Origin of the sequence: Streptomyces sp. Je 1-4 4N24, assembly GCF_026239515.1 — a bacterium.
Taxonomy (GTDB): domain Bacteria; phylum Actinomycetota; class Actinomycetes; order Streptomycetales; family Streptomycetaceae; genus Streptomyces; species Streptomyces nigrescens.
In genome coordinates, this window is the sequence record NZ_CP110836.1 from 2,453,167 (window position 1) to 2,479,175 (window position 26,009).

The following is a 26,009-nucleotide window of genomic DNA, read 5'->3' on the forward strand; positions in this document are numbered from 1 at the left end:
GGGCCGTCGAGAGACGGCCCCGCGGTCAGAGCAGGTGGCGGCGGGCCCGGTCGCGGACCATCAACGCCGCGCGTTTCTCGGGCAGTTCGATCTCGTCGGCGTAGCGGAACCCCGCACTCAGGAAGGCCGCGACGGAGGCGGTGTTGCGCAGATCGGGCTCGGCGACGACCCGTGTGCACTGCGGGCGGTGGTCGAGGACGAGATCGGCGGTGGCGCGCAGCAGGGTGCTGCCCAGCCCGCGCCCCCGGTCGCCGGCCCCGCCGATGAGCAGATGGACACCGGTGTCCTGGGGCCGGGCGGCGTAGTGGCGGGCGAGGGGGTCGAGGTCGGCGCGGTAGATCTCCCAGTAGCTCATCGGGACCCCGGCCAGCACCCCCAGGCAGGGCACGCTGCGGCCGTCGCCGTCGAGCCGGCCGCGCAGATGGGCGGCGGTGGTCTCCGGCGGGCCCGCCAGCTCCCAGAAGGCCGCGACGGCCGGATCGTTCATCCAGCCCGTGATCCGGTCGAGATCGCGGTCCGGCCGGACGGGCACGAGCGCGAACGGCCCGGCGGAGGTGTCGGCCGCTCCCCAGCCCGCCAGGTTGTCGAGCAGCGGGCCGGCGGCCGGGGCGGGCGGCCGCCGGCCGTCGTCGGACAATGCGCGGCATTCCGGCGGCAGCCGTCGGCCAAGGGGGTCGGCGGAGCTCAAGCTGAGGCCGGGGTCGGTGGGTGGCACGGCGACGCTCTCCTCTCGTGGCCGCGTGCCGCGTGGCCGTATCGGTCGCGGGGCGCCGGCGCCGGGGGCTGGATGCGGGGGTCTGCTGTCGGGGGTCGTGAGGGGCGGCTACGGGGCGAGGGGGCTGGGGAGGGTGACGTAGACGGACTGGGTTTCTACCGGGCCGACGAGTTCGTCCAGGCCGTGCAGCCGGGTCGCCAGATTCGCCTTGCAGCGCAGGGTGCGGGCGGCCAGCAGCTGCTCCGGGAGCGGCGAGCGGTGCGCCGGCGGGGCCGCGGCGGCATCGGCGAGGAACCGGCGGAAGGCGGCGAGCAGGATCTCCTCGCGGACCAGGCGCTGGGAGCCGAAGGCCCCGATGAGGCCGAGGACGTTGTTGATGCCGAGGTAGTAGGCGAAGCGTTCATCGGTGACGTCGTCGGCGACGAAGGTGTCGCTGGCCGCGCCGATGCCGGGCAGCCGTCGTTCCAGTTCGGCGCGGCGCGAGGTGCGGAAGTAGTAGCCCTGGTTGTCGCGGTAGCGGCCGCCGACCGGCCAGCCGTCGGGGTCCAGCAGCACCACGGTGTTCTGCTGGTGGGCCTCCAGCACGATGCCGGCCGTGCCGTCGAGCCACAGCACGGGCCGTACGACCGCTTCGAGGTAGCGCAGGAACCACTCGGTGGCCACCGCGCCGAGGGGGCGGCCGGTGCGGGCACTGAGCGTGCCGACGAGATCTTCGAGCCGGGAGCGTACGCCGGAGCGGCCTTGCCAGGGCCGGGGGGAGGTGAGGCCGGCGATGCAGACGGCGTCGTCGGTGGTGCTGAAGGGGTTGTGGCGGATGACGACATCGAGGCCCTGTACGGGCGCGCCGTCGGGGCCGTCGACGGCGAGATAGGCGGGGTCGCGGACGATGTCGAAGCCGGGGTGGACGGTCTGCCACTGCTTGGCGAGGCCGGTGCGCAGCAGCCGGTGCACCTCGACACCGCGGGCCAGCTCCTTACGGAGGTTCTCCCGCCGGGAGTTGGTGATGCGCAGCCCGAGGGAGAGCTTGAGCATGGCGTCCGCGTCGGGGCGGTAGACCGTCCGGACGGAGGAGGTGGGGTGCCAGAGCGGGCCGTGGGCGCCGAGATCGTGCAGCAGACCGGCCTCGCGGAGGGCGGCGATGTCGGGACGGTCGGCGAGTTCCCTGGCCTGCCAGGGGTGCAGCGGCAACGGCACGGTGTCGTCGGGGAGCCGGCAGTCTCCCCCGGCGAGGCCCCTGGTGAGCTGCTCGGCCGGTACGGGCTTGCCGCGCTCCGTCCAGGCGGAGTCGGTGGCCAGGACGGAGCGGTGCACGGCCATCCAGTGCAGCGGGAAGGCACCGCGCAGTTCGGGCGAATAGGCGCGGGTCTCGGCCTCGGAGAGACCTTCGCGGCTCTTGGGTGTGGGGTGCAGCGGGTGGCCGAGGAGGAGGGACTGTTCGGCTTCGAGGAAGAGGGCGCCGTGGTCGTCGGCGGGCCGGGCGCGCCGGTCGGTGAGGAAGACGGCGACATTGCGGACGGAGTTGGCGACCCGGCCGACGAGTTCGGCCCCGACACCGTCCGGTGCCTGCTGCGGCGCGCCGGCCGGCGCCGGACCCTGCTCGCCGTCCGCCACGCGGTGCTCACCGCCGTCGGAGGCCCGCCGGTCGCCGTGCGCGGCCTCCCGGCGCAGCAGCGCGGCGAGGGTGACGGCATCCAGCGGGGCGGCGCCGGGAGGGGCACCTTCGAGGGTGGGGGCGCCCAGGCGGTGCCAGCCCGTGGGTGACCAGTAGCGGACGGGGATGATCAGGGCGCTCGCGGCGGCCTGCAGCGGGAGGCGCAGCCGGCCTTCGGCCGGGTGGTGGGGTCCGCTCTCCCGGAGCCAGCAGCGCAGGAGGTGCTCGATGCCCGCGGCGTCGGCGGCGACCGCCGGATCCGGGTGGTCGAGCGGGTCGTGGTCACCGCTGCGGGCGTGGTCGGCGGGGCCGGGGACGCCATGAGGAACGGCCCGGTCCGGGGGCTCATGGGGCTGCTGGTGGCAGGTCTCGTCCGGGGCGCGCCGCTGCTGGCGCGGTACCGATTCGATGGTGCCCGCGCCCTGGTGGGCGGGGACGCGCTCGGCGGGCTGGCCGCCGTCGGGGCCGGGGCGTTCGTTCATGGGGTGGTGCCTCGCATTGTCGTGGGGGACGAGCCCGTCGGCCCGGGGGTGGTGCGGACCGCCGCCGTGAGGGCGTCGGCGAGGCGGTCGAGGATCGCGTCCGCCTGTTCGTCGGTGATGGTCAGGGGTGGCAGCAGCCGGACGACGGCGGAGTGCCGGCCGCCCAGTTCGACGATCAGGCCACGGTCCAGGCAGGCGTCCCGGACGGCGGCGGCGAGCCCGGGGTCGGCGGGGCGGGCTCCCGTGGCGTCGGGGGCGGCTTCACGGTCGACGAGTTCGACGCCGAGCATCAGGCCGCGGCCGCGGACCTCGCCGATGCAGTCGTGGGCGGCGGCGAGGGAATCGAGCCGGGTGAGCATCCGGGCTCCGAGCTCCCCGGCACGCCGGTCGAGGCCGTTCGCCCGGACGTAGGCGAGGGTGGCGGCACCGGCGGCCATGGCGAGCTGGTTGCCGCGGAAGGTGCCGGCGTGGGCGCCGGGCTGCCAGGAGTCCAGTTCCTCGCGGTAGACGATCACGGCGAGCGGCAGACTGCCGCCGATCGCCTTCGACAGCACGATCACGTCGGGCACGATGCCGCTGTGGTCCACCGCCCAGAAGGCGCCGGTGCGGCCGACACCGGTCTGCACTTCGTCCACGATCAGCGGGATCTGCCGGGCGGCGGTGATCTCCCGCATCCGCCGCAGCCAGCTGTCCGGTGCGGGGATCACCCCGCCCTCCCCCTGGACGGGTTCCAGGATCATTCCGGCCGGGTGGGGCACCCCGCTCTTCTGGTCGTCCAGCAGGCTCTGCGTCCAGCGCGCGGCGAGTTCGGCGCCGCGCTCGCCGCCGGTCCCGAAGGGGCAGCGGTAGTCATACGGATAGGGCAGCCGGACCACGCTGGTGTGCTGCGCTCCCCCGGAGGCGGCGAGCGCCTCCGCGGTCATGCCGTGGTAGGCGCCGGAGAAGGCCATCAGACCGTCCCGCCCGGTCGCGGTGCGGACGAGTTTGAAGGCGGCCTCGACGGCGTCCGTGCCGGCCGGGCCACAGAACTGGATACGGGCCTTTTCGGCCAACTCTCGGGGCAGCGTGGCGAAGAGCTCGGTGGTGAAGGCGTCCTTGACGGGCGTCGCCAGGTCGAGGACGTGCAGCGGCGCGCCGGAGTCGAGGACCGTGCGGATCGCTTCGAGCACCACCGGGTGGTTGTGGCCGAGCGCCAGGGTGCCGGCGCCGGAGAGACAGTCGAGATAGCGCCTGCCGTCGGCGCCCTCGATGGTGAGCCCGCGGGCGCGGACCGGGACGATGGGCAGCGAGCGCGCATAGGTGCGGGCAGCGGACTCACGCAGGGACTGCCGGCGCAGGATCCCCTCGTGGGCCGGTGCCGCCGGCACGGTTTCGGTCAACGCCACGGCAGTTGTGTCCTCCTGCTGGTGAGCTGCTGAAGGCCGCGGGCCCTGCGGGCGGCCCGGCCGTCCCCCGTCCGTACCAACGACGGTGGCGACGCGGGATCACGGTTGTCGCCAAGATCCTTGGCGGCCTGGAACCGGGGACCCGAGTACCGCCGTCCCCATCGTCACCGGCATAGTGGGGTGTTGCGCCGGGATCTTGAGGTTCATGACAAAGAACGGGACCGGCGCAAAATCAGCTCACGTCACACCGGCTCAGTCCGATTCACCAGGGGGAACTCACCCATGCGATCCATACGTCGGCCAGTCCTGGCCGCCGCCGCTCTCACCGCCGTCATGGCGCTGACTGCCACCGGCTGCGGGCCGGAGGGCGACAACGCGGACGCCAATCCCAGCCAGTCCGCGGCCCAGGACACCACGGGCGGGGGTGACTTCAAGATCCCTCAGGAGATCCAGGACAAGCTCAAGGAACACGGCGTCGACCTGGACAAGTGGAAGAACGGCGAGTGGAAGAACTGGGACCGGGACAAGTGGCTCCGGGAAGCCGGTGAGTTCATCAACCCGATCATCAAGGACTTCTGGGACAAGGACAAGATCGACAAGGTCAAGCCGCCCCAGGACCCCAGCAAGCCCGAGGACATCTCCGAGGACCAGGGCAAGACCGACCCCGAGCCGGCCGCCGTCCCGGCTCAGGCCGTCAAGACCCCGTACACCTCCACCGCCCCCGGCGTGGGCCTGCTGCTGTTCAGCACCCCGAAGGGCGAGTCGCGTTGCTCCGCCACCGTCGTCAAGGACCCGGCGCACCCCGGTAAGTCCAACCTCGTGTGGACCGCGGCGCACTGTGTGCACGCCGGCAAGAGCGGCGGCTGGTACCGCAACATGATGTTCGTGCCGAACTTCAACAAGACCGGCGGTTCCGCGGGCCAGTTGAAGAACAAGCCCTTCGAGGACCGGGTCCCGTCGGGCAAGTGGTGGGCGGACGACATGGCGACGTCCCAGCAGTGGATCAAGGCCGGCGGCGCCGTTCCGGGTGTCCCGATGGCTCCGTACGACTACGCGCTGATGCATGTGAAGCCGGAGCAGAGCACCGGCGGCAAGTCGCTGGAGGAGATGGCCGGCGGCGCCTACAAGGTCGACTTCAACGCCCCGGCGATGGCCAAGATCCCGAGCCTGACCGCGCAGGGCTACCCGGCCGAGCCGCCGTTCGACGGTGCGGCGCAGCAGCAGTGCACCGACAAGCCGACCCGGCTGTCGATGGACGCCAAGAAGCCGACCATGTACCGGATCGGCTGCACCATGACCGGTGGATCCTCCGGTGGCCCCTGGTTCGTCAAGGGCGCGGACGGCAAGCCGGTGCTGGTCTCCAACATGTCGATGGGGCCGCGTCCGGCCCGCTGGTCGGCCGGCCCGCACCTGGGCCCCGAGGCCAAGACCCTCTTCGACAACATGAGCAAGAAGTGGGCGAGCAAGCAGTAGCCGCATGAGGTGGGTGGTGCCGGGACGGCACCACCCACTGCGCCCATGGGCAGGACGAAGGCCCGCCCCCGGTCTCCCGGGGGCGGGCCTTGTGTCTGCTGTGGCGGAGCCGTCAGGCAGCCGGCACGAACGGCTCGAACTCGGCGGCCAGCTCCTCGTGCACCCGTGCCTTGAGGACCGTGCCGTCCGCGGTGTGCTCCTCGGAGATGACCTCGCCCTCGGCGTGGGCCCGCGAGACCAGGGCGCCCTGGGTGTAGGGCACCAGCACCTCGATCTCGACCTGCGGGCGGGGAAGTTCCTCGTCGAGCAGGGTCAGCAGCTCCGCCATGCCCTGGCCCGTACGGGCCGAGACCGCGAGGGCGTGCTTCTCCTGGCGCAGCAGTCGCTGCAGCACCAGCGGATCGGCCGCGTCGGCCTTGTTGACCACCACGATCTCGGGCACGTCCGTCGCGCCCACCTCGCGGATCACCTCACGGACCGCGGCCAGCTGCTCCTCCGGCACCGGGTGCGAGCCGTCGACCACATGCAGGATGAGATCGGACTCGCCGACCTCCTCCATCGTGGAGCGGAAGGCCTCGACGAGGTGATGCGGGAGATGCCGGACGAAGCCGACGGTGTCGGCGAGGGTGTAGAGCCGTCCGCTGGGAGTCTCGGCCCGCCGGACGGTCGGGTCCAGGGTGGCGAACAGGGCGTTCTCCACCAGGACGCCGGCGCCGGTGAGGCGGTTGAGCAGGGAGGACTTGCCGGCGTTGGTGTAGCCGGCGATGGCGACCGAGGGGACCTTGTTGCGCCGGCGTTCCTGGCGCTTGATGTCCCGGCCGGTCTTCATCTCCGCGATCTCCCGGCGCATCTTCGCCATCTTCTCGCGGATCCGCCGCCGGTCCGTCTCGATCTTGGTCTCACCGGGACCACGGGTGGCCATACCGCCGCCCGCCGAACCGGAGCCACCGCCACCCATCTGCCGGGAGAGCGACTGACCCCAGCCACGGAGCCGGGGGAGCATGTACTGCATCTGCGCCAGCGCGACCTGCGCCTTGCCCTCCCGGGACTTGGCGTGCTGGGCGAAGATGTCGAGGATCAGGGCGGTCCGGTCGACCACCTTGACCTTGACGACATCCTCCAGGTGGATCAGCTGGCCCGGGGAGAGCTCACCGTCACACACCACGGTGTCCGCCCCGGATTCGAGCACGATGTCCCGCAGCTCCAGGGCCTTGCCCGAGCCGATGTACGTGGCCGGGTCGGGCTTGTCACGGCGCTGGATGACACCGTCGAGCACCATGGCGCCGGCGGTCTCGGCGAGGGCGGCGAGCTCGGCGAGCGAGTTCTCCGCTTCCTGGACCGTGCCCGTGGTCCAGACGCCGACGAGCACCACCCGCTCCAGGCGGAGCTGCCGGTACTCGACCTCGGTGACGTCCTCGAGCTCGGTGGAAAGGCCCGCTACACGGCGTAGTGCGGCACGTGCCGAGCGGTCGTACTGGTCGCCGTCACGCTCCCCGTCGATCTCGTGGCTCCAGGCGACGTCCTCTTCCATCAGGGCGTTGGCCCGAAGGCTCTCGGGGAGGCGCTGCCGGTCCTGCGGAAGGGAAGAAGAGGAGGTCATTTGATCCTTCGCGTCGTTGGGAAGCCCTCACGGGGACCTGGTGGTCCCGCCGGGACTGTCGTCATGGCGACCGTCGCGGTGGTCCCGCGGCCGTCGCTGATGTCAACGTCCGAGCCGTCCGGGAGATTCCCGGGCCGGGACGGTGCCGACCTGACGATGGTCCCACGGCCGGAAGGGGCCGTCACGCGGGTTTTCCGGGGTGTCCGGCGGCTCCCTTGGGTCCCCCGGGTGTCGGGGCGGCTCCCTTGGCCCCGTGGCCGGGGGCGGCCCCCTTGGCCCCGGGCTTGTCCGCGCCCTTCCTGGGCGCCCATTGCGGATGCCCCGGCATCGGCGGGGTCCGGTCCCCGTAGAGCCATCCCTGGAAGAAGGCCGTGAGGTTCTCTCCGGAGATCTGGGAGGCCAGCTGGATGAAGTCGGCGGTGTCGGCCACACCGTCGCGGTGCCGGGTCACCCACTCGCGTTCGATCCGGTCGAAGGCGGCGGGGCCGATCTTCTGGCGAAGGGCGTAGAGGACCAGCGCGCTGCCGTCGTAGACGATCGGGCGGAAGATGCTGATCTTCTGTCCCGGGCTGGGAGTCTTGGGCGCGGCGGGCGGCCCGCCCTCGGCGCGCCAGCCGTCGGACTGCTCGTAGGCGTGGCGCATACGGGCGTCCAGAGAGGCCCGGTGGCCGCCCTTCTCCTGGGCGTAGAGGGCCTCGTACCAGGTGGCATGGGCCTCGTTGAGCCAGACGTCGGACCAGCGGCGCGGGCTGACGCTGTCGCCGAACCACTGGTGGGCCAGCTCGTGCACCATCACGGACTCGACGTACCAGGCGGGCAGATGGTCGGAGGTGAACAGGCCCTTCTCGAAGAGCGACAGGGTCTGGGTCTCCAGCTCGAAACCGGTCTTGGCGTTGGCGATCAGCACCCCGTACGCCTCGAAGGGGAAGGGACCGATCTTGCGCTCCATCCAGGACACGTGGCCCGGGGTCTTGGCCAGCCAGTGCTTGAGCGCGGCGCGGTGCGCGGTCGGTACGACATCGCGGAGGGGCAGGCCGTGCGGCCCGTGGCGCAGCAGCACGCTGGACTTCCCGATGGAGACCTGCGCCAGCTCCGTGGCCATGGGGTGGGTGGTGCGGTAGGTCCAGGTGCGGCGCCCCGCGCGGGTGCCGGGGCGCAGGGGCAGCCCGTTGGCGACGGCGGTCAGCTGCTGGGGCGCGGTGATGTGGAAGGTGAAGAGCGCCTTGTCGGAGGGGTGGTCGTTGCAGGGGAAGACGCGGTGTGCGGCGTCGGCCTGGTTGGCCATCGCCAGCCCGTCGGAGGTGCGGATCCAGCCGCCGTCGTTCTTGATGCGGGGATCGCTGGTGTGCTCGACGGAGATCTTCAGCTCCTGGCCCCGGGAGATGTGGGAGGGCGGGGTGAGCACCAGGTCCTCGCCGTGCTGCTCGTGCCGGGCGGCCTGGCCGCCGATCTTCACCGAGCGTACGGCGCCGCGGGCGAAGTCGAGGTTGAGGTGGTCGAGCTCGCCGGTGGCGCGGGCGGTGATCTCGGTGGTGGCGTTCATCGGCCGGTCGTTGTGGCCGGAGTAGTCCAGGGTGACGTCATAGGACGTGACGTCGTAGCCGGTGTTGCCGAGAGTGGGGAAGAGCCGGTCGCCGAGGCCCTGCGGCCCCACGGCCGGCAGCTCGGCCACGCCGAGGGTGACCAGGCCGGCCAGCCCGAGGGCGGCGGCCCGCAGGCCGGTCCGCCGGCCCCGCCTGCTCGGGCCACGGGGCAGGGCGGGAACGGGGCGGTCGGGGTCGCGGGACGGGCGGCGCAAGGGAAGGGACATGAACTACGGCTACCAACGCGGCCCCCTCCCCCGCGGGTGACGGGGCAAACGGCACCCGAACGGGCGGCGGATCGGGCACCCGTCTTACGCCGCCGGGCGGAGCAGCTCCCGATGGGCCGTCAGATGCCGTCCCCCTGACCGCTTCAGGGACGCAGGGCCGCGGGCTGCCGGGCCCGGCCCGCGCGCAACACATCGAAGACGCCGGGCACTTGGCGCATGGCGCGCATCAGGGACGGCAGCCCGGCGGCGTTCGGCAGATGCAGCGTGTAGGTGTGGCGGACCCGCTGCTCGTGCGGGGGTTCGACGGCGGCCGACACCACGGCGGCGCCCTGGGAGGCGATGGCTTCGGTGAGGTCGGCAAGGAGGTGCGGCCGGCTGAAGGCCTCGGCCAGGAGGGTGACCCGGCAGCCGTGGCCCCCCTGGTCCGCGCCGCGCCAGCGCACCCCGACCGGCGGCCGGCCGGTGGCCGCCATCCGCGCCACGACGGGGCACAGGGCGCGGTGCACGGTGACCGTGCCGCCGCGTACGGCGAAGCCGGTGACGGCGTCCGGCGGCACCGGGGTGCAGCAGCCGGCCAACCGGACCGCGGCACCGGGCAGATCCGCCACCGCGAGGACCGAGGCGGGGGCGACCGGCCCCGCTCCGGGGCGGTCCTGCCCCACGGCGCCGCGGTCGGCGGGAGGCGCCGCGCCGAACCCCTCGCCGGGGCCTGCCGGGCGGGCGCAGGACTCCCGTGGCCCGGCCAGCCACCGGGCGATGGCGAGCCGGGCGGCGGGGGTACGGGCGTGCTCGAGCCATTCGGGCGAGGGGCCGGCCGCGGAGTCCGGAGCCATCAGCAGCTGCAGGCTGTCGCCGTCGCGCAGGACGGTGGAGAGGGTGGCGAGCCGGCCGTTGACCCGGGCGCCGATGCAGCAGTGCGCCGCCTCGCCGTGCCGTTCGTACGCGGCGTCCACGCAACTCGCCCCGGCCGGCAGACCGATGACACCGCCCGTGCCGCCGGACGGACCGTCCGGTGGGGCGTCGGTGCAGAAGACGGTGATCTCCCGGTCCTGGGCGAGATCGTCGCGCAGCGAGGTCCAGAACGTGTCCGGGTCGGGGGTGGTGCGCTGCCACTCCAGCAGCCGGGAGAGCCATCCGGGGCGGGTCGGGTCGGCCCGCTCGCCCTCGGGGGCGTCCACGCCGTCCGTGGGGGCGTAGGGGTTGCCGAGCGCGATCACCCCGGCCTCGGCGACCCGGTGCATCTGGTGCGTACGGATCAGGGTCTCGGCGACCTCCCCGGACGGGCCGGTGACCGCGGTGTGCAGCGACTGGTAGAGGTTGAACTTGGGGGCCGCGATGAAGTCCTTGAACTCGGAGATGACCGGGGTGAAGCAGGTGTGCAGTTCGCCGAGGACGGCGTAGCAGTCGGCGTCCTCGGCCACCAGCACCAGCAGCCGCCCCAGGTCAGCCCCGGTCAGCTCCCGGCGCGCGAGACGCACCCGGTGGACGGAGACGAAGTGCCGGGGCCGGACGAGGACTTCGGCGTCGATACCGGCCTCGTCGAGGACCGAGCGCACCCGCAGCGCGAGGGCGGCGAGCGGATCGGGCCGGGCGGTGTACTCCATGACCAGGGCCCGGGTGGTGGCGTACTCCTCCGGATGCAGGATCGCGAAGACCAGGTCCTCCAGCTCGGCCTTCAGCGCCTGCACACCGAGGCGTTCGGCGAGCGGGATCAGCACATCGCGGGTCACCTTGGCGATCCGGGCCTGCTTCTCGGGGCGCATCACGCCGAGGGTGCGCATGTTGTGCAGCCGGTCGGCGAGCTTGATGGACATCACCCGGACGTCGTTGCCGGTCGCCACCAGCATCTTGCGGAAGGTCTCCGGCTCGGCGGCCGCACCGTAGTCGACCTTCTCCAGCTTGGTGACCCCGTCGACGAGATAGCAGACCTCGTCGCCGAACAGGTCCCGCACCTGGTCCAGTGTCACTTCCGTGTCCTCGACGGTGTCGTGGAGCAGGGAGGCGGTCAACGTCGTGGTCTCCGCGCCGAGTTCGGCGAGGATGAGGGTCACCGCGAGCGGGTGGGTGATGTACGGCTCGCCGCTCTTGCGCAGCTGCCCGCGGTGCGAGGACTCGGCGAGCAGATAGGCCCTGGTGAGGGTATCCAGGTCGGCGTCGGGATGGTGGCCGCGGTGCACCTTGGCGACGTGTTCGAGGGCGTGCGGGAGGCCGTCGCGCGGGGCCGGGCCGAGCAGCGCGGCGCGGCCGATGCGGCGCAGCCCTCTGAGTTCCAGTCGGCGGCGGCCGCGCTTGCGGCCCGCTGCTCCAGGATTACCAGGGTTAGTGGCCTCTGCGCTCATGGGCACCTCCGGCAGCGTCGACCGGCGGTGGGGCGCGTCAGTTCGGGCGTCCGGGCCGGTGCTTGATGCTACCGAGCCCATCACGCACCGCTGTCCACCTCTCGCTCAGCGTGATACGGATCACCCGTTCGAGCGAATCTTTTGGCCGGAACCGTTTCTCGAACAGGGCCCGGGATCAGGGAACGCCGCAGGTCGCGTCAGGCGAGCGCGGCGGCCAGCCAGGCGGCGTCGAAGGTGCCCTCGGCGACGATCTCGGCCGGGCCGGTCATCTCGACCGTGCCGTCGGGCTGCTCGGTGATCGAGAGGCTGCCGCCGAGCACATCGACCGTGTAGGTGACGGGCACGGCGGTCTCGGCGGGGTCCAGACCGTCCCGGCGGGCCGCGGCGACGGCGACCGCGCAGGCGCCGGTGCCGCAGGAGCGGGTCTCACCCGAACCGCGCTCGTGGACCCGCATCGCCACATGGCGCGGACCGCGGTCGACGACGAACTCGATGTTCACGCCCTGGGGATAAACCGACGCTGGGCTGAACGGAGGTACGGCCCGCAGTTCGCCGGCGTGGGCCAGATCCTCGACGAAGGCGACCGCGTGCGGATTGCCCATGTTCACGTTGCGGGCCGGCCAGCTGCGGCCGTCCAGGGTGACGACGACGCTCTCCTCGGGGAGTTCGGCGCGGCCCATGGAGACCGTGACATCGCCGGTCTTGGCGACGTGGACGCGGCGTACGCCGGCACGGGTGGCGATGGCGAGGTCGCCGGCCTCGACCAGGCCGGCGTGCAGCAGATAACGCGCGAAGACGCGGACGCCGTTGCCGCACATCTCGGCGACCGAGCCGTCGCCGTTGCGGTAGTCCATGAACCACTCGGCCTCGTCGGCCTGGATCTGCGCCTCGGGGTGCGCGGCGGAGCGTACGACGTGCAGCAGACCGTCGCCGCCGAGGCCGGCCCGCCGGTCGCAGATCCTGGCGACGGCGGTGGCGGGCAGATCGAGCCGGCCGTCCGGGTCGGGGACGATCACAAAGTCGTTCTCGGTGCCGTGGCCCTTGAGGAAGGCGATGCGCTGCGTGCTGGTCACCCTTGCATCGTACGGGGAGGCGTTCGGCCCCGTCTGCACCGCCTGGGGAGGTGCTCGGCCTCGTCTGCACCGCCTGGGGAGGTGCTCGGCCTCGTCTGCACCCGCCTGGGGGGGGGCTCCGGCTGGTCTGCTCCCGCCCACGGAGATGCACGCCTATACCCGCCCACCCCCCGAAGGGGGGTGGGCGGCGGGGAAAAAACGGGCCGCATGAAAAGGGGCTGCCTGAATGCCTGAAAGCTGCCTGAAAGCTGCCTGAGAGCTGCCTGAAACAGGAAAGCGGGCCGCCCGAAAACACGCGGCCCCCTCATGAAACCGAGCAACCCCACGGCCGTCCGCCCAGCTCAGCCGGTCCTCAGCTCAGCCGGGCCTCAGCGCAGCCGGGCCACTCGCCAGATGGCCAGCGATGCCGGAATGGCCACCAGGACGGCGTAGATGAGCACCACGCGCCAGCCGACGCGGCGGCCGGAGCCCTGCGCCGGGAGGCCGGGCCAGGTGTAGCCGACGCGGCGCGCGGCCATCATGCCCCAGCCCGCGGCGCAGCAGCACAGCAGCAGGCCGAGCATCGCGATCATCGCGCCGCCGTCGCCGCCGAGCTCAAAGGCGAGGGGGAAGGCGAACATCAGCGAGCCGAGGGCGGACAGTGCGACGATCGGCGCCAGCTGCCACAGCCGCAGCCGGCGCGGCGGGCGCAGCTCCCGGAAGGACTCACCGCCCTCGGGACCGTCGGCTCCGGAGTCCGGGGCGTCGGAGTCGTCCAAGGCGTTGGGGTCGTCCAGGGCGCCGGGGTCGGTGATCGGTCCGCTGCCGGCACCTTCGGTGCCGGACAGGCCGTCGTCGGTGTCCGGCCCGTCATCGGTCAGGGGTGCCGTGTCGGCGCCGCTGTCCGGTTGCTGCGCTCCGTTGCGAGGGCCGGCCTCCATTGCCACGCGCCCTCCCCACTGCAGACTGCACGCCTCGATCGAAGGTCGATGATGACACGCCCTCAGGGGCCCGGATGACGGCCGGAGCGTCCCGATGCCATGACGTGATCAGGCTGTGACCGGTCGTTCGAGCAACGCCAGCGCCTGCCCCGGAAGTTCCCCCCGGTGCTCGGCGGCGCCGCTGAGCCAGTGGACCCGCGGGTCCCGGCGGAACCAGGAGTCCTGGCGGCGCGCGAAGCGCTTGGTGGCGCGCACCGTCTCGTCGCGCGCCTCCTGCTCGGTGCACTCCCCCGCGAGCTGGGCGAGCACCTGCTGGTAGCCGAGCGCCCGGGAGGCCGTACGGCCCTCGCGCAGCCCCTCGCCCTCCAGCCGGCGCACCTCGTCGACCAGGCCCGCCTCCCACATGCGGTCGACCCGCCGCGCGATCCGCTCGTCGAGCTCGGGGCGGGCGACGTCGACGCCGATCTGCAGGGTGTCGTAGACCGCTTCGTGGCCGGGGAGGTTGGCGGTGAAGGGGCGGCCGGTGATCTCGATGACCTCCAGGGCGCGCACGATACGGCGGCCGTTGCTCGCCAGGATCGCGCGGCCGGCCTCGGGGTCGGCGGCGGCCAGCCGGGCGTGCAGGGCGCCGCTGCCCGATTCGGCCAGTTCGGCCTCCAGTCGGGCGCGCACCTCGGGGTCGGTGCCGGGGAAGTCGAGCGCGTCGATGGCGCCGCGTACGTAGAGGCCGGAGCCGCCGACCAGGACCGGGGTGCGGCCCTCGGCGAGCAGCCGGTCGATCTCGGCGCGGGCCAGCCGCTGGTACTCGGCGACGCTGGCGGCGCGGGTCACATCCCAGATGTCCAGGAGGCGGTGCGGAACGCCCTGCTGCTCCTCGGGCGTGAGCTTGGCGGTGCCGATGTCCATGCCGCGGTAGAGCTGCATGGAGTCGGCGTTGATGACCTCGCCCCCCATGTGCTGTGCGAGCGCGACGCCCAGATCGGACTTTCCGGCCGCGGTGGGACCGACGACGGCGATGACCCGCGGAGCGGGAACGGCGGTGTTCACCCCGTCAGTCTCGCAAACATCACGCCCCCATCTCGAACGAGCGACGTGACGGGCCACCGATGACCTCGTTGCCTGTTGCGAGGTCCCGAGAGCCGGAGCAGCACCCGGCGCCCGCGGGCGGCGCAACGGTCCGCTCCCGGGCGGCCGGGGATTTCGCCACATGAAGAGCGTAGGAGCAGTTATGGGCGTGTTTTCGCGGTTTCGCCGCCGTAAGTCCGAAGCGATGACGGAGGAGAGCGCCGCTACGGCGGTGACGCCCGAGGCGGAGGAGCCGACGGCGACGGCCGTTTCGGCGGACGCCGGGGACCACGGGGATCACGGGGACGCCAACGACGCGGCCGCTGCCGGGCGCCCGGCAGCGGCCGAGGCCGAGGCCGAAGCGGAGGAGGCGGCGGCTCCGGAGGCGTCCGGTGACACGACGGCGGGGGCGCCGGACGCCGGGGAGGCGCGCGCGGAGCAGGCCGGCGAGAGCGCCGGGATTCCCCGGCAGCAGTCGGTGGAGGCCGCCGCGGACAGCGAGAGCACGCGGCACCAGGCGCGCTGATCGGAGCACCGCCACAACGGCCGCGGGCACAGCGCCTCGCGGCCGTTGTCGTACCCGTCGTGCTGCCGCGCTACGACCAGGCCGCCACGAAGTAGCCCACGCCGTAGGGGGCCTCCTCGCGGAGCAGCCGGCCGCTCAGGCCCGCGCCCTGCGCCGCACCCGCCAGGACCTGCCAGCAGGCCCGTCCGGACGCCTGGAGGCCGGCGGCCGGCTCCTCGCCGAGCGCGGCCAGGGCGGCGATGTCGGCGTCGCCCAGGGCGCGGGCCACCTCGGCGTCGAAGCTCTCGGCCCGCTCGTCGAAGTAGCCGGGTGCCTTGACCGTCCGGCAGGCGCTGCCGTCCCCCAGCACCAGCAGGGCGACCCGGGGAGCGGCCGCGGCGATCTCCTGTCCCATGGCGAGACAGCGGTCGCGGGGCAGCGACCGTGCCACCCCCAGCGCCTCCACGGGGGCGTCGTCCCAGTCCGTACGGGACAGCAGCCAGGCGCCGACGGACAGCGACGGCGGGAGTTCCCGGTCCGGTGCGGTCTCCGCGGCGCCCAACGGCACTTCGAGGTCCACCCCGAAGCCGCGGAAGGAGCCGATGGCGCCCTGGGGATACGGGCCGCCGCCGGCCTCGTCGACGGGACCGAGGACGACCAGCCGGTCGGGACGGGCCGCCGCGAGCACGCCGATCGCGTCCAGACAGGCGGCGCGCAGCGCATCGAGTTCGGGCGCCGCCCCGGCGGCCACCTCCGGGACGAGCAGCGGCGGGCAGGGGCAGAGGGCGGCGGCTACGAGCATGACACGCAGCGTAACGCCCCTGGTGCGGAGCCGTTCGCCATGGCCTGCGGACCGCCCGTCGCAGGCCGGGTCAGTCGCAGCCGCAGCCGGCGGCGGGCGCCGGGCTCGGCGCCGGGGCCCCGATGGTGGGCAGGCCCAGCAGCACGCCCTGGGGCTTCTCCGCCGGGGCGGCGTTGCGCTTCTCCCAGGCGTCCCCGGCCCGGGTACGTCGGACCGCCTGGGCCGGGCCCTCCGCCAGGAGGTGGTGCGGAGCGGCGTAGGTGACCTCGACGGTCACCACATCGCCGGGGCGGACCGGCTCGTCGGGGCGGGTGAAGTGGACCAGACGGTTGTCGGGGGCGCGGCCGGACAGGCGGTGGGTGGCCTCGTCCTTGCGGCCTTCGCCCTCGGCGACCAGGACCTCCAGGGTGCGGCCGACCTGCTTCTTGTTCTCCTCCCAGGAGATCTCCTCCTGGAGGGCGACCAGGCGCTCGTAGCGTTCCTGGACGACGGCCTTGGGGATCTGGCCGTCCATGTCGGCGGCCGGGGTCCCGGGGCGCTTGGAGTACTGGAAGGTGAAGGCCTGGGCGAAGCGGGACTCACGGACCGTGTGCAGGGTCTGCTCGAAGTCCTCCTCGGTCTCGCCCGGGAATCCGACGATGATGTCGGTCGAGATCGCGGCGTCCGGCATCGCGGCGCGCACCTTCTCGATGATGCCGAGGAAGCGCTCCTGGCGGTACGAGCGGCGCATCGCCTTCAGGACGCGGTCGGAGCCGGACTGCAGCGGCATGTGGAGCTGCGGCATCACGTTCGGCGTCTCGGCCATGGCGGCGATGACGTCGTCGGTGAAGTCACGGGGGTGCGGGGAGGTGAAGCGGACCCGCTCCAGGCCCTCGATCGTGCCGCAGGCGCGCAGCAGCTTGCTGAAGGCCTCGCGGTCGCCGATGTCGGAGCCGTAGGCGTTGACGTTCTGGCCGAGCAGGGTGATCTCGCTGACGCCCTCGGAGACCAGCGCCTCGATCTCGGCGAGGATGTCGCCGGGCCGGCGGTCCTTCTCCTTGCCGCGCAGCGCGGGCACGATGCAGAAGGTGCAGGTGTTGTTGCAGCCCACGGAGATGGAGACCCAGGCCGCGTAGGCGCTCTCCCGCCGGGTGGGCAGGGTCGAGGGGAACGCCTCCAGCGACTCGGCGATCTCGACCTGCGCCTCTTCCTGGATGCGGGCACGCTCCAGCAGCACCGGCAGCTTGCCGATGTTGTGCGTCCCGAAGACCACATCGACCCAGGGGGCCTTCTTGACGATGGTGTCGCGGTCCTTCTGGGCGAGGCAGCCGCCCACGGCGATCTGCATACCGGGCCGCGCGGCCTTCTTCGGGGCGAGCTGACCGAGGTTGCCGTAGAGCCGGTTGTCGGCGTTCTCCCGCACCGCGCAGGTGTTGAAGACCACGACATCGGCGCCCTCGCCGTCCTTGGGAGCGGGGACGTATCCGGCCTCTTCCAGCAGGCCGGACAGCCGCTCGGAGTCGTGGACGTTCATCTGGCACCCGTAGGTGCGGATCTCGTAACTCTTGTTCACGCCCACTGCCTGGCTCCGGTCGCTGCTGCTCATGCCACAAGGGTAGGCGGTGCCGGAAGTACCTCCCGACGCCGGAGGCCCGGGCGGGATCATCCGGCTCCGGGCACAGGAGGGCGGGGCGGGGGTCCGCTCACAGGGCCGGCACGAGAGTGGGGCGGGGGTCCGCTCACAGGGCCAGCACGAGGGCGGCGCCGAGACCGCCGGCCACCAGGGCGAAGGCCGCGCTGCGCCAGCCGCCGTGCCCCCAGCGGAAGGGCCGGTCGAGCGCGAAGCGGCCGGGTCCGGTGGCCGCGACGGTCAGTGCAACGACGGCGATGATCAGCGGATACTCGAAGCCGCCGGTCTCCGCCCAGAGCCCCTTGGGCGCAGCAAGAGCCATGGCGTTGATCATCACGCCGATCAGTGCGGCGGACGCCAGAGGGGTGAGCAGCCCGGCGGCGAGGCCGAGGCCGCCGAGGACCTCCGAGGCTCCGGCGAGGCCGGCGAAGAATGCGCCGGGGCGGTAGCCGAAGGCTTCGAAGCCCTTGCCGGTGGCGTCGAGCCCGGGGCCGCCGAAGAGACCGAAGAGCTTCTGGGCGCCGTGGCCGGCCAGGATCAGTCCGACGGTCAGCCGCAGGAGGAGCAGCCCGGCATCGGCGGCGACGGGGGGCGGGCGGACGGCTTCGGACCGGGCACGGGTGTGGGGCCGCAGTTCGGTGGGCGGTTTCATGAGGTGCCGCTTCCCGCACCGGCGCGTCAGGGGGCCGCGGTGTGGGACACCTGGCGCCGGTGCGCTCAGGGTGGAGGGATTCTCTGGGCGTGCGCGCCGCCAGGCGCGCGGTGGGGACGTGCCGGGTCCCCGCGGGGTCGAGAAGGGGGGAGGGGCTGCCGCTGCCGCCGGAGCGGACCGGGCGCCACTTCGCCACCGTAACTCCTGCTGATCTGCGCGCAAGCCATGGTCCGGGCCGCGACGCCCGGCCTCTCCCTGAGCGAGAGCCGAGGGCGGCCGGCCGTGCCGCACCGGCAGTCGGGAGACCGGGCCGGGCCACATGTGACATCGCCGGACCGGCCCACCCCTCCCCTTCCCGGCGTGGTCCTGGCAGGATCCCGCCCATGGTCACAGCACTCCCCCGCACCGGCAGCCGTGCCGTCCAGTCGGCGATCGCGGCCCTGGTCGTTCTCGGGCTGGGACTGTGGTGGCTGATGTCGATGGGCGGTACGCCCGCTCCCCGGGGGCAGGTGACGCTGGCGACGGGCGTGCCGACCGGCGTCTATGCGCGCTACGGGGAGCTGCTGAAGCAGGATCTGGCCCATGACCTGCCGGAGGTGGATCTGCGGCTGGCCCGCAGCGAGGGCTCGATCGACAATCTGCGGCAGCTGGTCGCCAGGCGCGCGGATTTCGCCATCGCGACGGCGGACGCGGTCGCCGCGTACAAGGTGCGGGGCGAGCCGGGCGCGGACCGGCTGCGGGCCTGCGCGCGGCTGTACGACGACTACATGCAGCTGGTGGTGCCGAAGGGCTCCGCGGTGCGCTCGACGAAGGATCTGCGGCGGCTGCGGGTGGGGGTCGGGGCCGACGGGTCCGGTGTCCAGCTGATCACCCGGCGGCTGCTGGAGGCGGCCGGGCTGGACTTCAACAAGGACATCGAGCCGGTGCGGGTCGGCATCGACCGGATGCCGGAGCTGCTGGAGCAGGACAAGCTGGATGCGTTCTTCTGGTCCGGCGGACTGCCGACGACGGCGGTGCAGCGGCTGGCGCAGCGCTTCCCGGTGCGGCTGGTCCAGCTCGGAGATCTGAGCGAGGCACTGCACCGCCAGGGGGAGCGCACCCGCTACTACCGTGCCGCGGTGATGCCTGCCGATGCCTATCCCATGGCCCAGGGCGGGCAGGCGGTGAAGACGATCGCGGTGGCGAATCTGCTGGTGACCACGGACCGCGAGGATGCCGCAATGACCGAGGGCATCACCCGGACCGTCATCGACAGCCGGGACTGGATCGGCCGCCAGGTGCATGCCGCGCAGAAGGTGGATCTGCGGACGGCGGTGTTCACCGACCCGCTGGAGCTGCACACCGGCGCCCGCCGCTATTACGTGTCCCAGAAACCCTGAGGCGTTCCGGCCCGGCGCCGGAGGACGGGCCCACGAACGGACCGGGGCCCGCACCGGACGTGCCGGTGCGGGCCCCGATCGCGGGACGCGAGGTGCGTCAGGCGGCGACGATGTTCTCCGCCTGCGGGCCCTTGGGGCCCTGGGTCACGTCGAAGGTGACCTTCTGGCCCTCGAGGAGCTCACGGAAGCCCTGCGCGGCGATGTTCGAGTAGTGGGCGAAGACATCGGGGCCGCCGCCGTCCTGCTCGATGAAGCCGAAGCCCTTTTCCGAGTTGAACCACTTGACGGTGCCGGAAGCCATGTTTTTCTCCTTCATGGGGCAAGCCGGAGACCACACTGCGCGGCCTCCTTGTCGCCGAGATGATTGCCCCACACCGGAACAGGTCCGGATAACAAGGAACGCCCGGGGCTTCCAGCCACCGGGCGCGCACAAAGTTCATGGGTACCACAACTGCAACGCCGTTCACGTTAGCACAGTCGGCCGGGCTGTCCAGCGCCCCGCGCGGCTCCCCTCACGGCGCGGTGCGCGGCACGGTGACGGTGACCTTCAGCCCGTGCGGCGGGTGCGGGGCGTAGGCGATGGTGGCGCCGCCCGCGGTGAGCAGGGCACGGGTGATCGACAGACCGAGTCCCGAGCCGGAGACGTTCTGGTGGCGGCTGCTGCGCCAGAAGCGGTCGCCGACCCGGGAGAGCTCGTCGTCGGTGAGGCCGGGGCCCCGGTCGCCGACGGTGACGTGGACACGCTCGCCGTCCGGTGCGACGCCGACGGTGACCGGACGGCCCTCCGGGGTGAATTTCAGGGCGTTGTCGATCACGGCGTCCAGGGCGCTGGAGAGGGCCACCGGGTCGGCCCAGCCGGTGACGGCGCTCTGCCCCTCGTAGGTGAGGCCGACGCCCTTGTCGTCGGCCAGCGGGCGCCAGGAGTCGACGCGTTCGGCGGCCAGCGCCGCGACATCGGTGAGCTGGAGGTCGGCGGCGGTGTGTTCGGCGAGGGCCAGATCGAGCAGATCGTCCAGGACCCGGGCCAGCCGTTTGCCCTCGGTGCGGACCGAGGCGATCTCCGCGTTGCCGTCGGGGAGTTCGAGGGCCAGCAGCTCGATCCGCAGCAGCAGCGCGGACAGCGGGTTGCGCAGCTGGTGGGACGCATCGGCGACGAAGGCGCGCTGCTGCTCCAGGACGTCCTCGACGTTGTCGGCCATCTCGTTGAAGGAGCGGGCCAGCCGGCGCAGTTCGGGCGGGCCCGCGGTGGCGGCGACACGGGCGTTCATCCGGCCGGTGGCGATGTCGTGGCTGGCCGCGTCCAGGACCCGTACGGGCCGCAGCACCCAGCCCGTGAGGCGGAAGGCCGCGGCGACGGCGACGAGCATGGCCGCGCACTCGCCGGCCGCGATCAGCAGCCAGCCGCGCAGGACGTGCGCACGCATCTGGTCCGTGGGCGAGTCGGTCATGACGACGGCGACCACATCGCCGTCGCGGATCACCGGTGAGGCGACCGGGATGCGGCCGGTGTCGTCCCAGGGCCAGACCTGGTGCGGGTCATGGCTGCGGCGGCCGGCCAGCGCCTCGCTGAAGGCCCGTGCGGCCTCACCGTCCTGGGGTACCGGCAGACCGGCGGGTGCGGCGGCCATGGGGGTGCGATCGCGGTAGAAGACACCGGCACGTATGCCGTAGAGGCCGTAGTAGCGCGCGAGCTCGGTACGGAGGGTGGCGCGCCGCTCGTCCTCCTCCGGGGTTTTGTTCCGGGCGTCGGCGTCGGGGCGGGCGGTGACGAACTGGGCGAGGGAGGCGAAGCGGGCGGCGTCGTCGATCCGGTCGACGACCACCCGCTGCTGCTCCACCCCGGCCGTGATGACGCCGAGCGGGATGCCGAGCGCGAGCAGCACACCGGCCATGAGGACGATGAGGAGCGGGAGGAGTCGGGTGCGCACCTGGTCGCGGCGGCCTTCAGGAGGCCGGGGCGGCGGACGTCCGCACCCCCGGGCCGGCGGCCGGGACGACCAGGCGGTAGCCGACGCCGCGCACCGTCTCGATCAGTGCGGGCATGCGCAGTTTGGCGCGGAGTGAGGCGATATGCACCTCCAGCGTCCGGCCGGTGCCCTCCCAGCTCGTGCGCCACACCTCGCTGATGATCTGCTCCCGGCGGAAGACCACACCGGGACGCTGGGCGAGCAGGGCGAGCAGGTCGAACTCCTTGCGGGTGAGCGGGACCGCGGCGCCGTCCACCGACACCTGCCGGGTGGAGAGTTCGACGGTGACCGCGCCCAGATGCAGCGCCTCCTCGGGGGCGCCCTCCTCGGCGGGCTGCTCACCGCCGCCGGGCGCCGTGCGCCGGCTCACCGCGTGGATACGGGCCAGCAGCTCACCGGTGTCGTACGGCTTGACGACATAGTCGTCCGCGCCGAGGTTGAGCCCGTGGATGCGGGAGCGCACATCGGACCGCGCGGTGACCATGATGACGGGGGTGGCGCAGAGCTTGCGGATCCGGCCGCACACCTCGAAGCCGTCCTGGTCGGGCAGCCCGAGGTCGAGCAGCACCACCGCGAACGGCTCCGCCTCGTCGGGCAGCAGGGCCTTGAGCGCGTCCTCGCCGTTGCGCGCATGCACGACGGCCAGGCCGTGCTTGGCGAGCACCGCGGACAGGGCCGCGGCCACATGATCGTCATCCTCGACGAGCAGCAGTCTCATCAGGCCTCCTCCCGGGTGCGTGCGTACAGGCCACAGGGCATCTACGGCGATAGGAGGCCTACGCGTCAAGAGGCGGCCACCTCCGCGCCGCCATCCGTTACCCAGCCGGTACGCCCAAGACACCACCATGGCGGTGTGTCCACCGCGGGAGCCGCGCCGCGCACACGGCGTCCCGCCGCAGCCGGATCGTTATGCTCAAGTTCCCCTCAGATGTAATGACGCTGGTCGCAGGGCGTTACTAGGGTCCTCCACAACCGAGGAGGACGGAGCTACACGCCGATGAGCGAAGTATCGGTGACCAAGAACGCCGAGGGTCCCGCGCCGGCAGGGGACCAGCTGGTCGTGCTGGACAACGTGAACAAGCACTTCGGCGCGCTGCACGTGCTCCAGGACATCGACCTGACGATCAACCGCGGCGAGGTCGTCGTCGTGATCGGGCCTTCGGGCTCCGGCAAGTCGACGCTCTGCCGCACGATCAACCGCCTGGAGACCGTCGACAGCGGCAGCATCACGATCGACGGCAAGCCGCTGCCGCAGGAGGGCCGCGAACTGGCCCGGCTGCGCGCCGACGTGGGCATGGTCTTCCAGTCCTTCAACCTTTTCGCGCACAAGACAGTGCTCGAGAACGTGATGCTGGGCCAGACCAAGGTCCGCAAAACGGACAAGGCGGAAGCCGCCAAGAAGGCCCGCGCCCTGCTCGACCGGGTCGGTGTCGGCACCCAGGCGGACAAGTACCCCGCACAGCTTTCCGGCGGTCAGCAGCAGCGTGTGGCGATCGCCCGCGCGCTGGCGATGGACCCGAAGGTGATGCTGTTCGACGAGCCGACCTCCGCGCTCGACCCGGAAATGATCAACGAGGTGCTGGACGTCATGCAGCAGCTCGCCCGGGACGGCATGACGATGGTCGTGGTCACCCATGAGATGGGGTTCGCGCGCTCCGCAGCGAACCGGGTCGTCTTCATGGCGGACGGCCGCATCATCGAAGAGGCCGAGCCGAACCAGTTCTTCAACAACCCGCGCAGCGACCGCGCGAAGGACTTCCTGTCGAAGATCCTCCATCACTGAGGCCGCAGTTGGGCCACCATCATTGCCAACACCTGTTGAACCAAAGGATGTTCACCATGAGGATTCGTAAGACGGCTGCGGCCGGTGCGGTGGTGCTCGCGCTGGCGGCGACGGCGACCGCCTGTGGCGGCGAAAAGGGTGCGGCGGGCGACAAGCCGGCCGGCGGCGATGTCTTCAGCGGCAACTACAAGGTCGCCTCGGCGCCGAAGATCGACTCGGCGGTCCTGAAGAAGGCGCAGAAGGCCAAGAAGATCGTCATCGGCGTCAAGGCCGACCAGCCGTTCCTGGGGTTCAAGGACACCACCGGCAAGTACTCCGGCTTCGACATCGAGATCGCCAAGATGGTCGCCGCCGACCTCGGCTTCTCCGAGAAGCAGATCGAGTTCAAGACGATCGACTCCAACGTCCGTGAGACCACCATCTCCAACGGCCAGGTCGACTACTACGTCGGTACCTACACGATCAACGACGAGCGCAAGAAGCAGGTCGGCTTCGCGGGCCCGTACTACACGGCCGGCGCGGACCTCCTGGTGCGCAAGGACGAGAAGGACATCACCGGACCGGACGCCCTCAAGGGCAAGGAGGTCTGCTCGATCGTCGGCTCCACTCCGCTCCAGGAGATCAAGAAGAAGAAGTACGGCGCCAAGACCAGCGAGCAGTCCAAGTACTCGGACTGTGTGAAGTCCCTGCTGGACGGCCAGGTCGACGCGGTCACCACCGACGACGCGATCCTCAAGGGCTACGCCGCACAGCGTCCCGAGAAGCTCCGGGTCGTCGGCAAGTCGTTCACCAAGGAGCCTTACGGCGTCGGCATGAAGAAGGACGACAAGGCCCTGCGCAACGCGATCACCGATGCGCTGGAGAACCACATCAAGAACGGTGACTACAAGAAGGCGTACGACGGCACGCTCGGCAAGTCCGGGTCGAAGTTCGTCGCCCCGGAAACGCCGCTGCCCCGCTACTGAGGCGCTCGCGGACCGACCGGACTCTGCCGCCCCGTACGCCCGCCGCGGCGGGCGTACGGGGCGCAGTGTCTTCGCCCGCCGCTGACTCATTTCCCGCCGTCGACCCGATGACCGCTACCGCGGAGACCCCATGAACGTACTCCTCGATTATCTGCCCGAGTTCCGGGACGGATTCCTCGGAACCCTGGCGATCACCGCGTCCAGCGCCCTGCTCGCGCTGGTACTCGGCGTGCTCATAGCCGGGTTCCGGGTCTCTCCGATTCCGCCGCTGCGCGCCTTCGGGACGGCCTGGGTCACGGTGCTGCGCAACACACCGCTGACGCTGCTCTTCCTCGTCGCGTTCTTCGTCGTACCGCAGGTCCTCTTCCAGGGCGCGAGCCCGTACGTGCTGGCCACTCTGGCACTCGGCTTCTACACCTCCTCCTTCGTGTGCGAGGCGGTGCGGTCCGGCATCAACACCGTGCCGCTGGGACAGGCGGAGGCCGCGCGCAGCCTCGGTATGACGTTCACCCAGACGCTGGGCCAGATCGTCCTCCCGCAGGCCACCCGGACCGTACTGCCCCCGCTGAGCAGCATCTTCATCGCGCTGACGAAGAACTCCGCGATCGCCGGAGCGTTCGGCTTCGGTGAGCTGTTCAACGTCTCCAAGCTGCTCAACGACAAGGGATACGCGATCGCCTGGATCTTCCTGTGGACCGCGCTCGCCTACCTCGTCATCACCTTCTCCCTCAGCGCCCTCTTCCGGCTGCTGGAGCGCCGTATGGGGGTCGCCCGATGAACGGACGTGAGGGGCGGATCAGCACGACGTGGGTGCCACGCGCAGGCGGGGCGGAACAAAGCGAGGTAAGGGCATGAGCGGCGCCAGCGTTCTCTACGACGTACCAGGACCGAAGGCGAAGGCACGTAACCTCGTCTACAGCGTTGTCGGCTCGCTCGCGGTGCTGGCCCTGATCGCCTTCGTCGTGATGCGGCTGAACACCGAGGGCCAGCTCGCGCCCGAGGTGTGGAACATCTTCAACAACGCCGGTGTGCGGACCAACATCCGCGACGGTGTGCTGACGACGCTTCAGGTCTTCGCGGTCGCGGCGGTGCTGTCGCTGGTGCTGGGCGTGCTGCTCGCGGTGGCGCGGCTCTCGGACCACAAGCCGGTCCGCTGGCTGGCGACCGGGTTCATCGAGCTCTTCCGCGCCGTTCCGCTGCTGATCACCATCTACGCGCTGTGGGTGATCCTCCTGACCAACCGGGAGGCCATCGGCCTGACCGGGGACCAGCCGCAGTTCTGGGCACTGGTCATCGGACTGACGGTCTACAACGGCTCGGTGCAGGCCGAGGTGCTGCGGGCCGGCATCAACTCCGTGCCCACGGGGCAGCGCGAGGCCGCGTACGCCCTGGGCATGAGCAAGACGCAGGTCATGACGACGGTGCTGATCCCGCAGGCCGTGCGGGCCATGCTGCCCACGATCATCAGCCAGCTCGTGGTCACCCTGAAGGACACCTCCCTCGGCTACATCATCACCTTCGAGGAACTGCTCTTCACCGCCCGCCAGATGAGCACCAACATCATCGTCAACGGCAATGACACCTACGTGCCGTTCATCATCGTCATCGGCACCCTCTACGTCGCGATGTGCCTGGCGCTGTCCGCCCTCGCCAACTGGATCGAGCGGCGCGGCCGGCGGGCCAAGACGGGCATCGATGTCGCCACGGCCGGCGAGCCGGTCACGGCCGCCGACGCGATGGAGACCGCCGACGCGAGGCCCGACGGGGCGGCCGGCACGAAGGACTGACGGCACAGCAGGCCGTCCCGCGGCCGATAACGATCCGTCCGGAGGCG

At 71.8% G+C, this 26,009-nt stretch carries 22 protein-coding genes; 7 read left to right on the plus strand and 15 right to left on the minus strand.

All coding sequences use genetic code 11. The features are described from left to right. Nucleotides 1–25: 25 nt before the first annotated feature. From SLV14N_RS10355 to SLV14N_RS10365, 3 genes are all read right to left on the minus strand, one after another. Nucleotides 26–637, minus strand: a complete 612-nt coding sequence (locus SLV14N_RS10355) for a GNAT family N-acetyltransferase (protein WP_259670737.1) — start codon at nt 635–637, stop codon at nt 26–28. Nucleotides 638–823: 186 nt separating this feature from the next. Further along, nucleotides 824–2,848: an IucA/IucC family siderophore biosynthesis protein gene (locus tag SLV14N_RS10360; RefSeq protein ID WP_263269110.1), complete on the minus strand. Its 2,025-nt coding sequence runs from the start codon at nt 2,846–2,848 to the stop codon at nt 824–826. Next, a complete protein-coding gene (locus SLV14N_RS10365) occupies nt 2,845–4,233 on the minus strand; it encodes a diaminobutyrate--2-oxoglutarate transaminase family protein (RefSeq protein WP_263269111.1) in 1,389 nt (462 codons plus the stop codon). Before SLV14N_RS10365 ends, SLV14N_RS10360 begins: the two co-directional genes overlap by 4 nt. 282 nt (nt 4,234–4,515) lie before the next feature. Between SLV14N_RS10365 and SLV14N_RS10370 the strand changes: the two genes are divergently transcribed. Continuing rightward, nucleotides 4,516–5,706, plus strand: a complete 1,191-nt coding sequence (locus tag SLV14N_RS10370) for a serine protease (protein ID WP_208680691.1) — start codon at nt 4,516–4,518, stop codon at nt 5,704–5,706. Between the two features lie 112 nt (nt 5,707–5,818). Here the strand turns inward: SLV14N_RS10370 and hflX are convergent, their stop codons facing one another. From hflX to miaA, 6 genes are all read right to left on the minus strand, one after another. After that, nucleotides 5,819–7,306 carry a GTPase HflX gene (gene hflX, locus SLV14N_RS10375; RefSeq protein ID WP_127153333.1) on the minus strand — a complete coding sequence of 496 codons (1,488 nt, stop codon included), beginning with the start codon at nt 7,304–7,306 and terminating at the stop codon, nt 5,819–5,821. Nucleotides 7,307–7,487: 181 nt separating this feature from the next. Beyond that, on the minus strand, nt 7,488–9,116 hold the full coding sequence (locus SLV14N_RS10380; protein WP_263269113.1) for a M1 family metallopeptidase: 1,629 nt from the start codon (nt 9,114–9,116) through the stop codon (nt 7,488–7,490). Between the two features lie 143 nt (nt 9,117–9,259). After that, nucleotides 9,260–11,455, minus strand: a complete 2,196-nt coding sequence (locus SLV14N_RS10385) for a bifunctional (p)ppGpp synthetase/guanosine-3',5'-bis(diphosphate) 3'-pyrophosphohydrolase (protein WP_263269115.1) — start codon at nt 11,453–11,455, stop codon at nt 9,260–9,262. Between the two features lie 197 nt (nt 11,456–11,652). Then, nucleotides 11,653–12,528, minus strand: a complete 876-nt coding sequence (gene dapF, locus SLV14N_RS10390; protein ID WP_263269116.1) for a diaminopimelate epimerase — start codon at nt 12,526–12,528, stop codon at nt 11,653–11,655. Between the two features lie 368 nt (nt 12,529–12,896). Further along, entirely contained in the window at nt 12,897–13,448 is a 552-nt protein-coding gene (locus tag SLV14N_RS10395) for a hypothetical protein (RefSeq protein WP_263273095.1), read from the minus strand. Between the two features lie 108 nt (nt 13,449–13,556). Then, on the minus strand, nt 13,557–14,495 hold the full coding sequence (gene miaA / locus SLV14N_RS10400) for a tRNA (adenosine(37)-N6)-dimethylallyltransferase MiaA (RefSeq protein WP_018092913.1): 939 nt from the start codon (nt 14,493–14,495) through the stop codon (nt 13,557–13,559). Nucleotides 14,496–14,682: 187 nt separating this feature from the next. Between miaA and SLV14N_RS10405 the strand changes: the two genes are divergently transcribed. Next, the gene (locus SLV14N_RS10405; RefSeq protein WP_263269118.1) at nt 14,683–15,039 is read left to right on the plus strand and encodes a hypothetical protein; all 357 of its coding nucleotides are present in this window, start codon (nt 14,683–14,685) and stop codon (nt 15,037–15,039) included. A gap of 70 nt (nt 15,040–15,109) precedes the next feature. On the opposite strand, the gene SLV14N_RS10410 is transcribed toward SLV14N_RS10405, so the two are convergent. From SLV14N_RS10410 to SLV14N_RS10420, 3 genes are all read right to left on the minus strand, one after another. After that, nucleotides 15,110–15,820: a class III extradiol dioxygenase subunit B-like domain-containing protein gene (locus SLV14N_RS10410; RefSeq protein WP_263269120.1), complete on the minus strand. Its 711-nt coding sequence runs from the start codon at nt 15,818–15,820 to the stop codon at nt 15,110–15,112. A 70-nt stretch (nt 15,821–15,890) separates the two neighbouring features. Then, nucleotides 15,891–17,405: a tRNA (N6-isopentenyl adenosine(37)-C2)-methylthiotransferase MiaB gene (miaB, locus tag SLV14N_RS10415; RefSeq protein WP_263269121.1), complete on the minus strand. Its 1,515-nt coding sequence runs from the start codon at nt 17,403–17,405 to the stop codon at nt 15,891–15,893. Nucleotides 17,406–17,538: 133 nt separating this feature from the next. Continuing rightward, nucleotides 17,539–18,081 carry a DoxX family protein gene (locus SLV14N_RS10420; protein WP_208680697.1) on the minus strand — a complete coding sequence of 181 codons (543 nt, stop codon included), beginning with the start codon at nt 18,079–18,081 and terminating at the stop codon, nt 17,539–17,541. Nucleotides 18,082–18,464: 383 nt separating this feature from the next. Here SLV14N_RS10420 and SLV14N_RS10425 point away from each other — a divergent pair, with 383 nt between their 5' ends. Next, entirely contained in the window at nt 18,465–19,460 is a 996-nt protein-coding gene (locus tag SLV14N_RS10425) for a TAXI family TRAP transporter solute-binding subunit (RefSeq protein ID WP_208680698.1), read from the plus strand. A 97-nt stretch (nt 19,461–19,557) separates the two neighbouring features. Here SLV14N_RS10425 and SLV14N_RS10430 read toward each other — a convergent pair whose 3' ends face one another. From SLV14N_RS10430 to SLV14N_RS10440, 3 genes are all read right to left on the minus strand, one after another. After that, on the minus strand, nt 19,558–19,761 hold the full coding sequence (locus SLV14N_RS10430) for a cold-shock protein (RefSeq protein ID WP_006602702.1): 204 nt from the start codon (nt 19,759–19,761) through the stop codon (nt 19,558–19,560). 211 nt (nt 19,762–19,972) lie between these two features. Next, nucleotides 19,973–21,388, minus strand: coding sequence for a HAMP domain-containing sensor histidine kinase (locus tag SLV14N_RS10435; protein WP_263269122.1), 1,416 nt, complete (start codon nt 21,386–21,388; stop codon nt 19,973–19,975). 16 nt (nt 21,389–21,404) lie between these two features. After that, entirely contained in the window at nt 21,405–22,145 is a 741-nt protein-coding gene (locus tag SLV14N_RS10440; RefSeq protein ID WP_208680699.1) for a response regulator transcription factor, read from the minus strand. A gap of 279 nt (nt 22,146–22,424) precedes the next feature. Between SLV14N_RS10440 and SLV14N_RS10445 the strand changes: the two genes are divergently transcribed. The 4 genes from SLV14N_RS10445 (at nt 22,425) to SLV14N_RS10460 (ending at nt 25,962) form a co-directional block, all read left to right on the plus strand. Then, entirely contained in the window at nt 22,425–23,210 is a 786-nt protein-coding gene (locus SLV14N_RS10445) for an amino acid ABC transporter ATP-binding protein (RefSeq protein ID WP_208680700.1), read from the plus strand. Between the two features lie 56 nt (nt 23,211–23,266). Further along, entirely contained in the window at nt 23,267–24,175 is a 909-nt protein-coding gene (locus SLV14N_RS10450; protein ID WP_208680701.1) for a glutamate ABC transporter substrate-binding protein, read from the plus strand. Between the two features lie 130 nt (nt 24,176–24,305). Continuing rightward, the gene (locus tag SLV14N_RS10455) at nt 24,306–24,953 is read left to right on the plus strand and encodes an amino acid ABC transporter permease (protein ID WP_208680702.1); all 648 of its coding nucleotides are present in this window, start codon (nt 24,306–24,308) and stop codon (nt 24,951–24,953) included. Nucleotides 24,954–25,026: 73 nt separating this feature from the next. Continuing rightward, entirely contained in the window at nt 25,027–25,962 is a 936-nt protein-coding gene (locus tag SLV14N_RS10460; protein ID WP_263269124.1) for an amino acid ABC transporter permease, read from the plus strand. Nucleotides 25,963–26,009 lie beyond the last annotated feature (47 nt).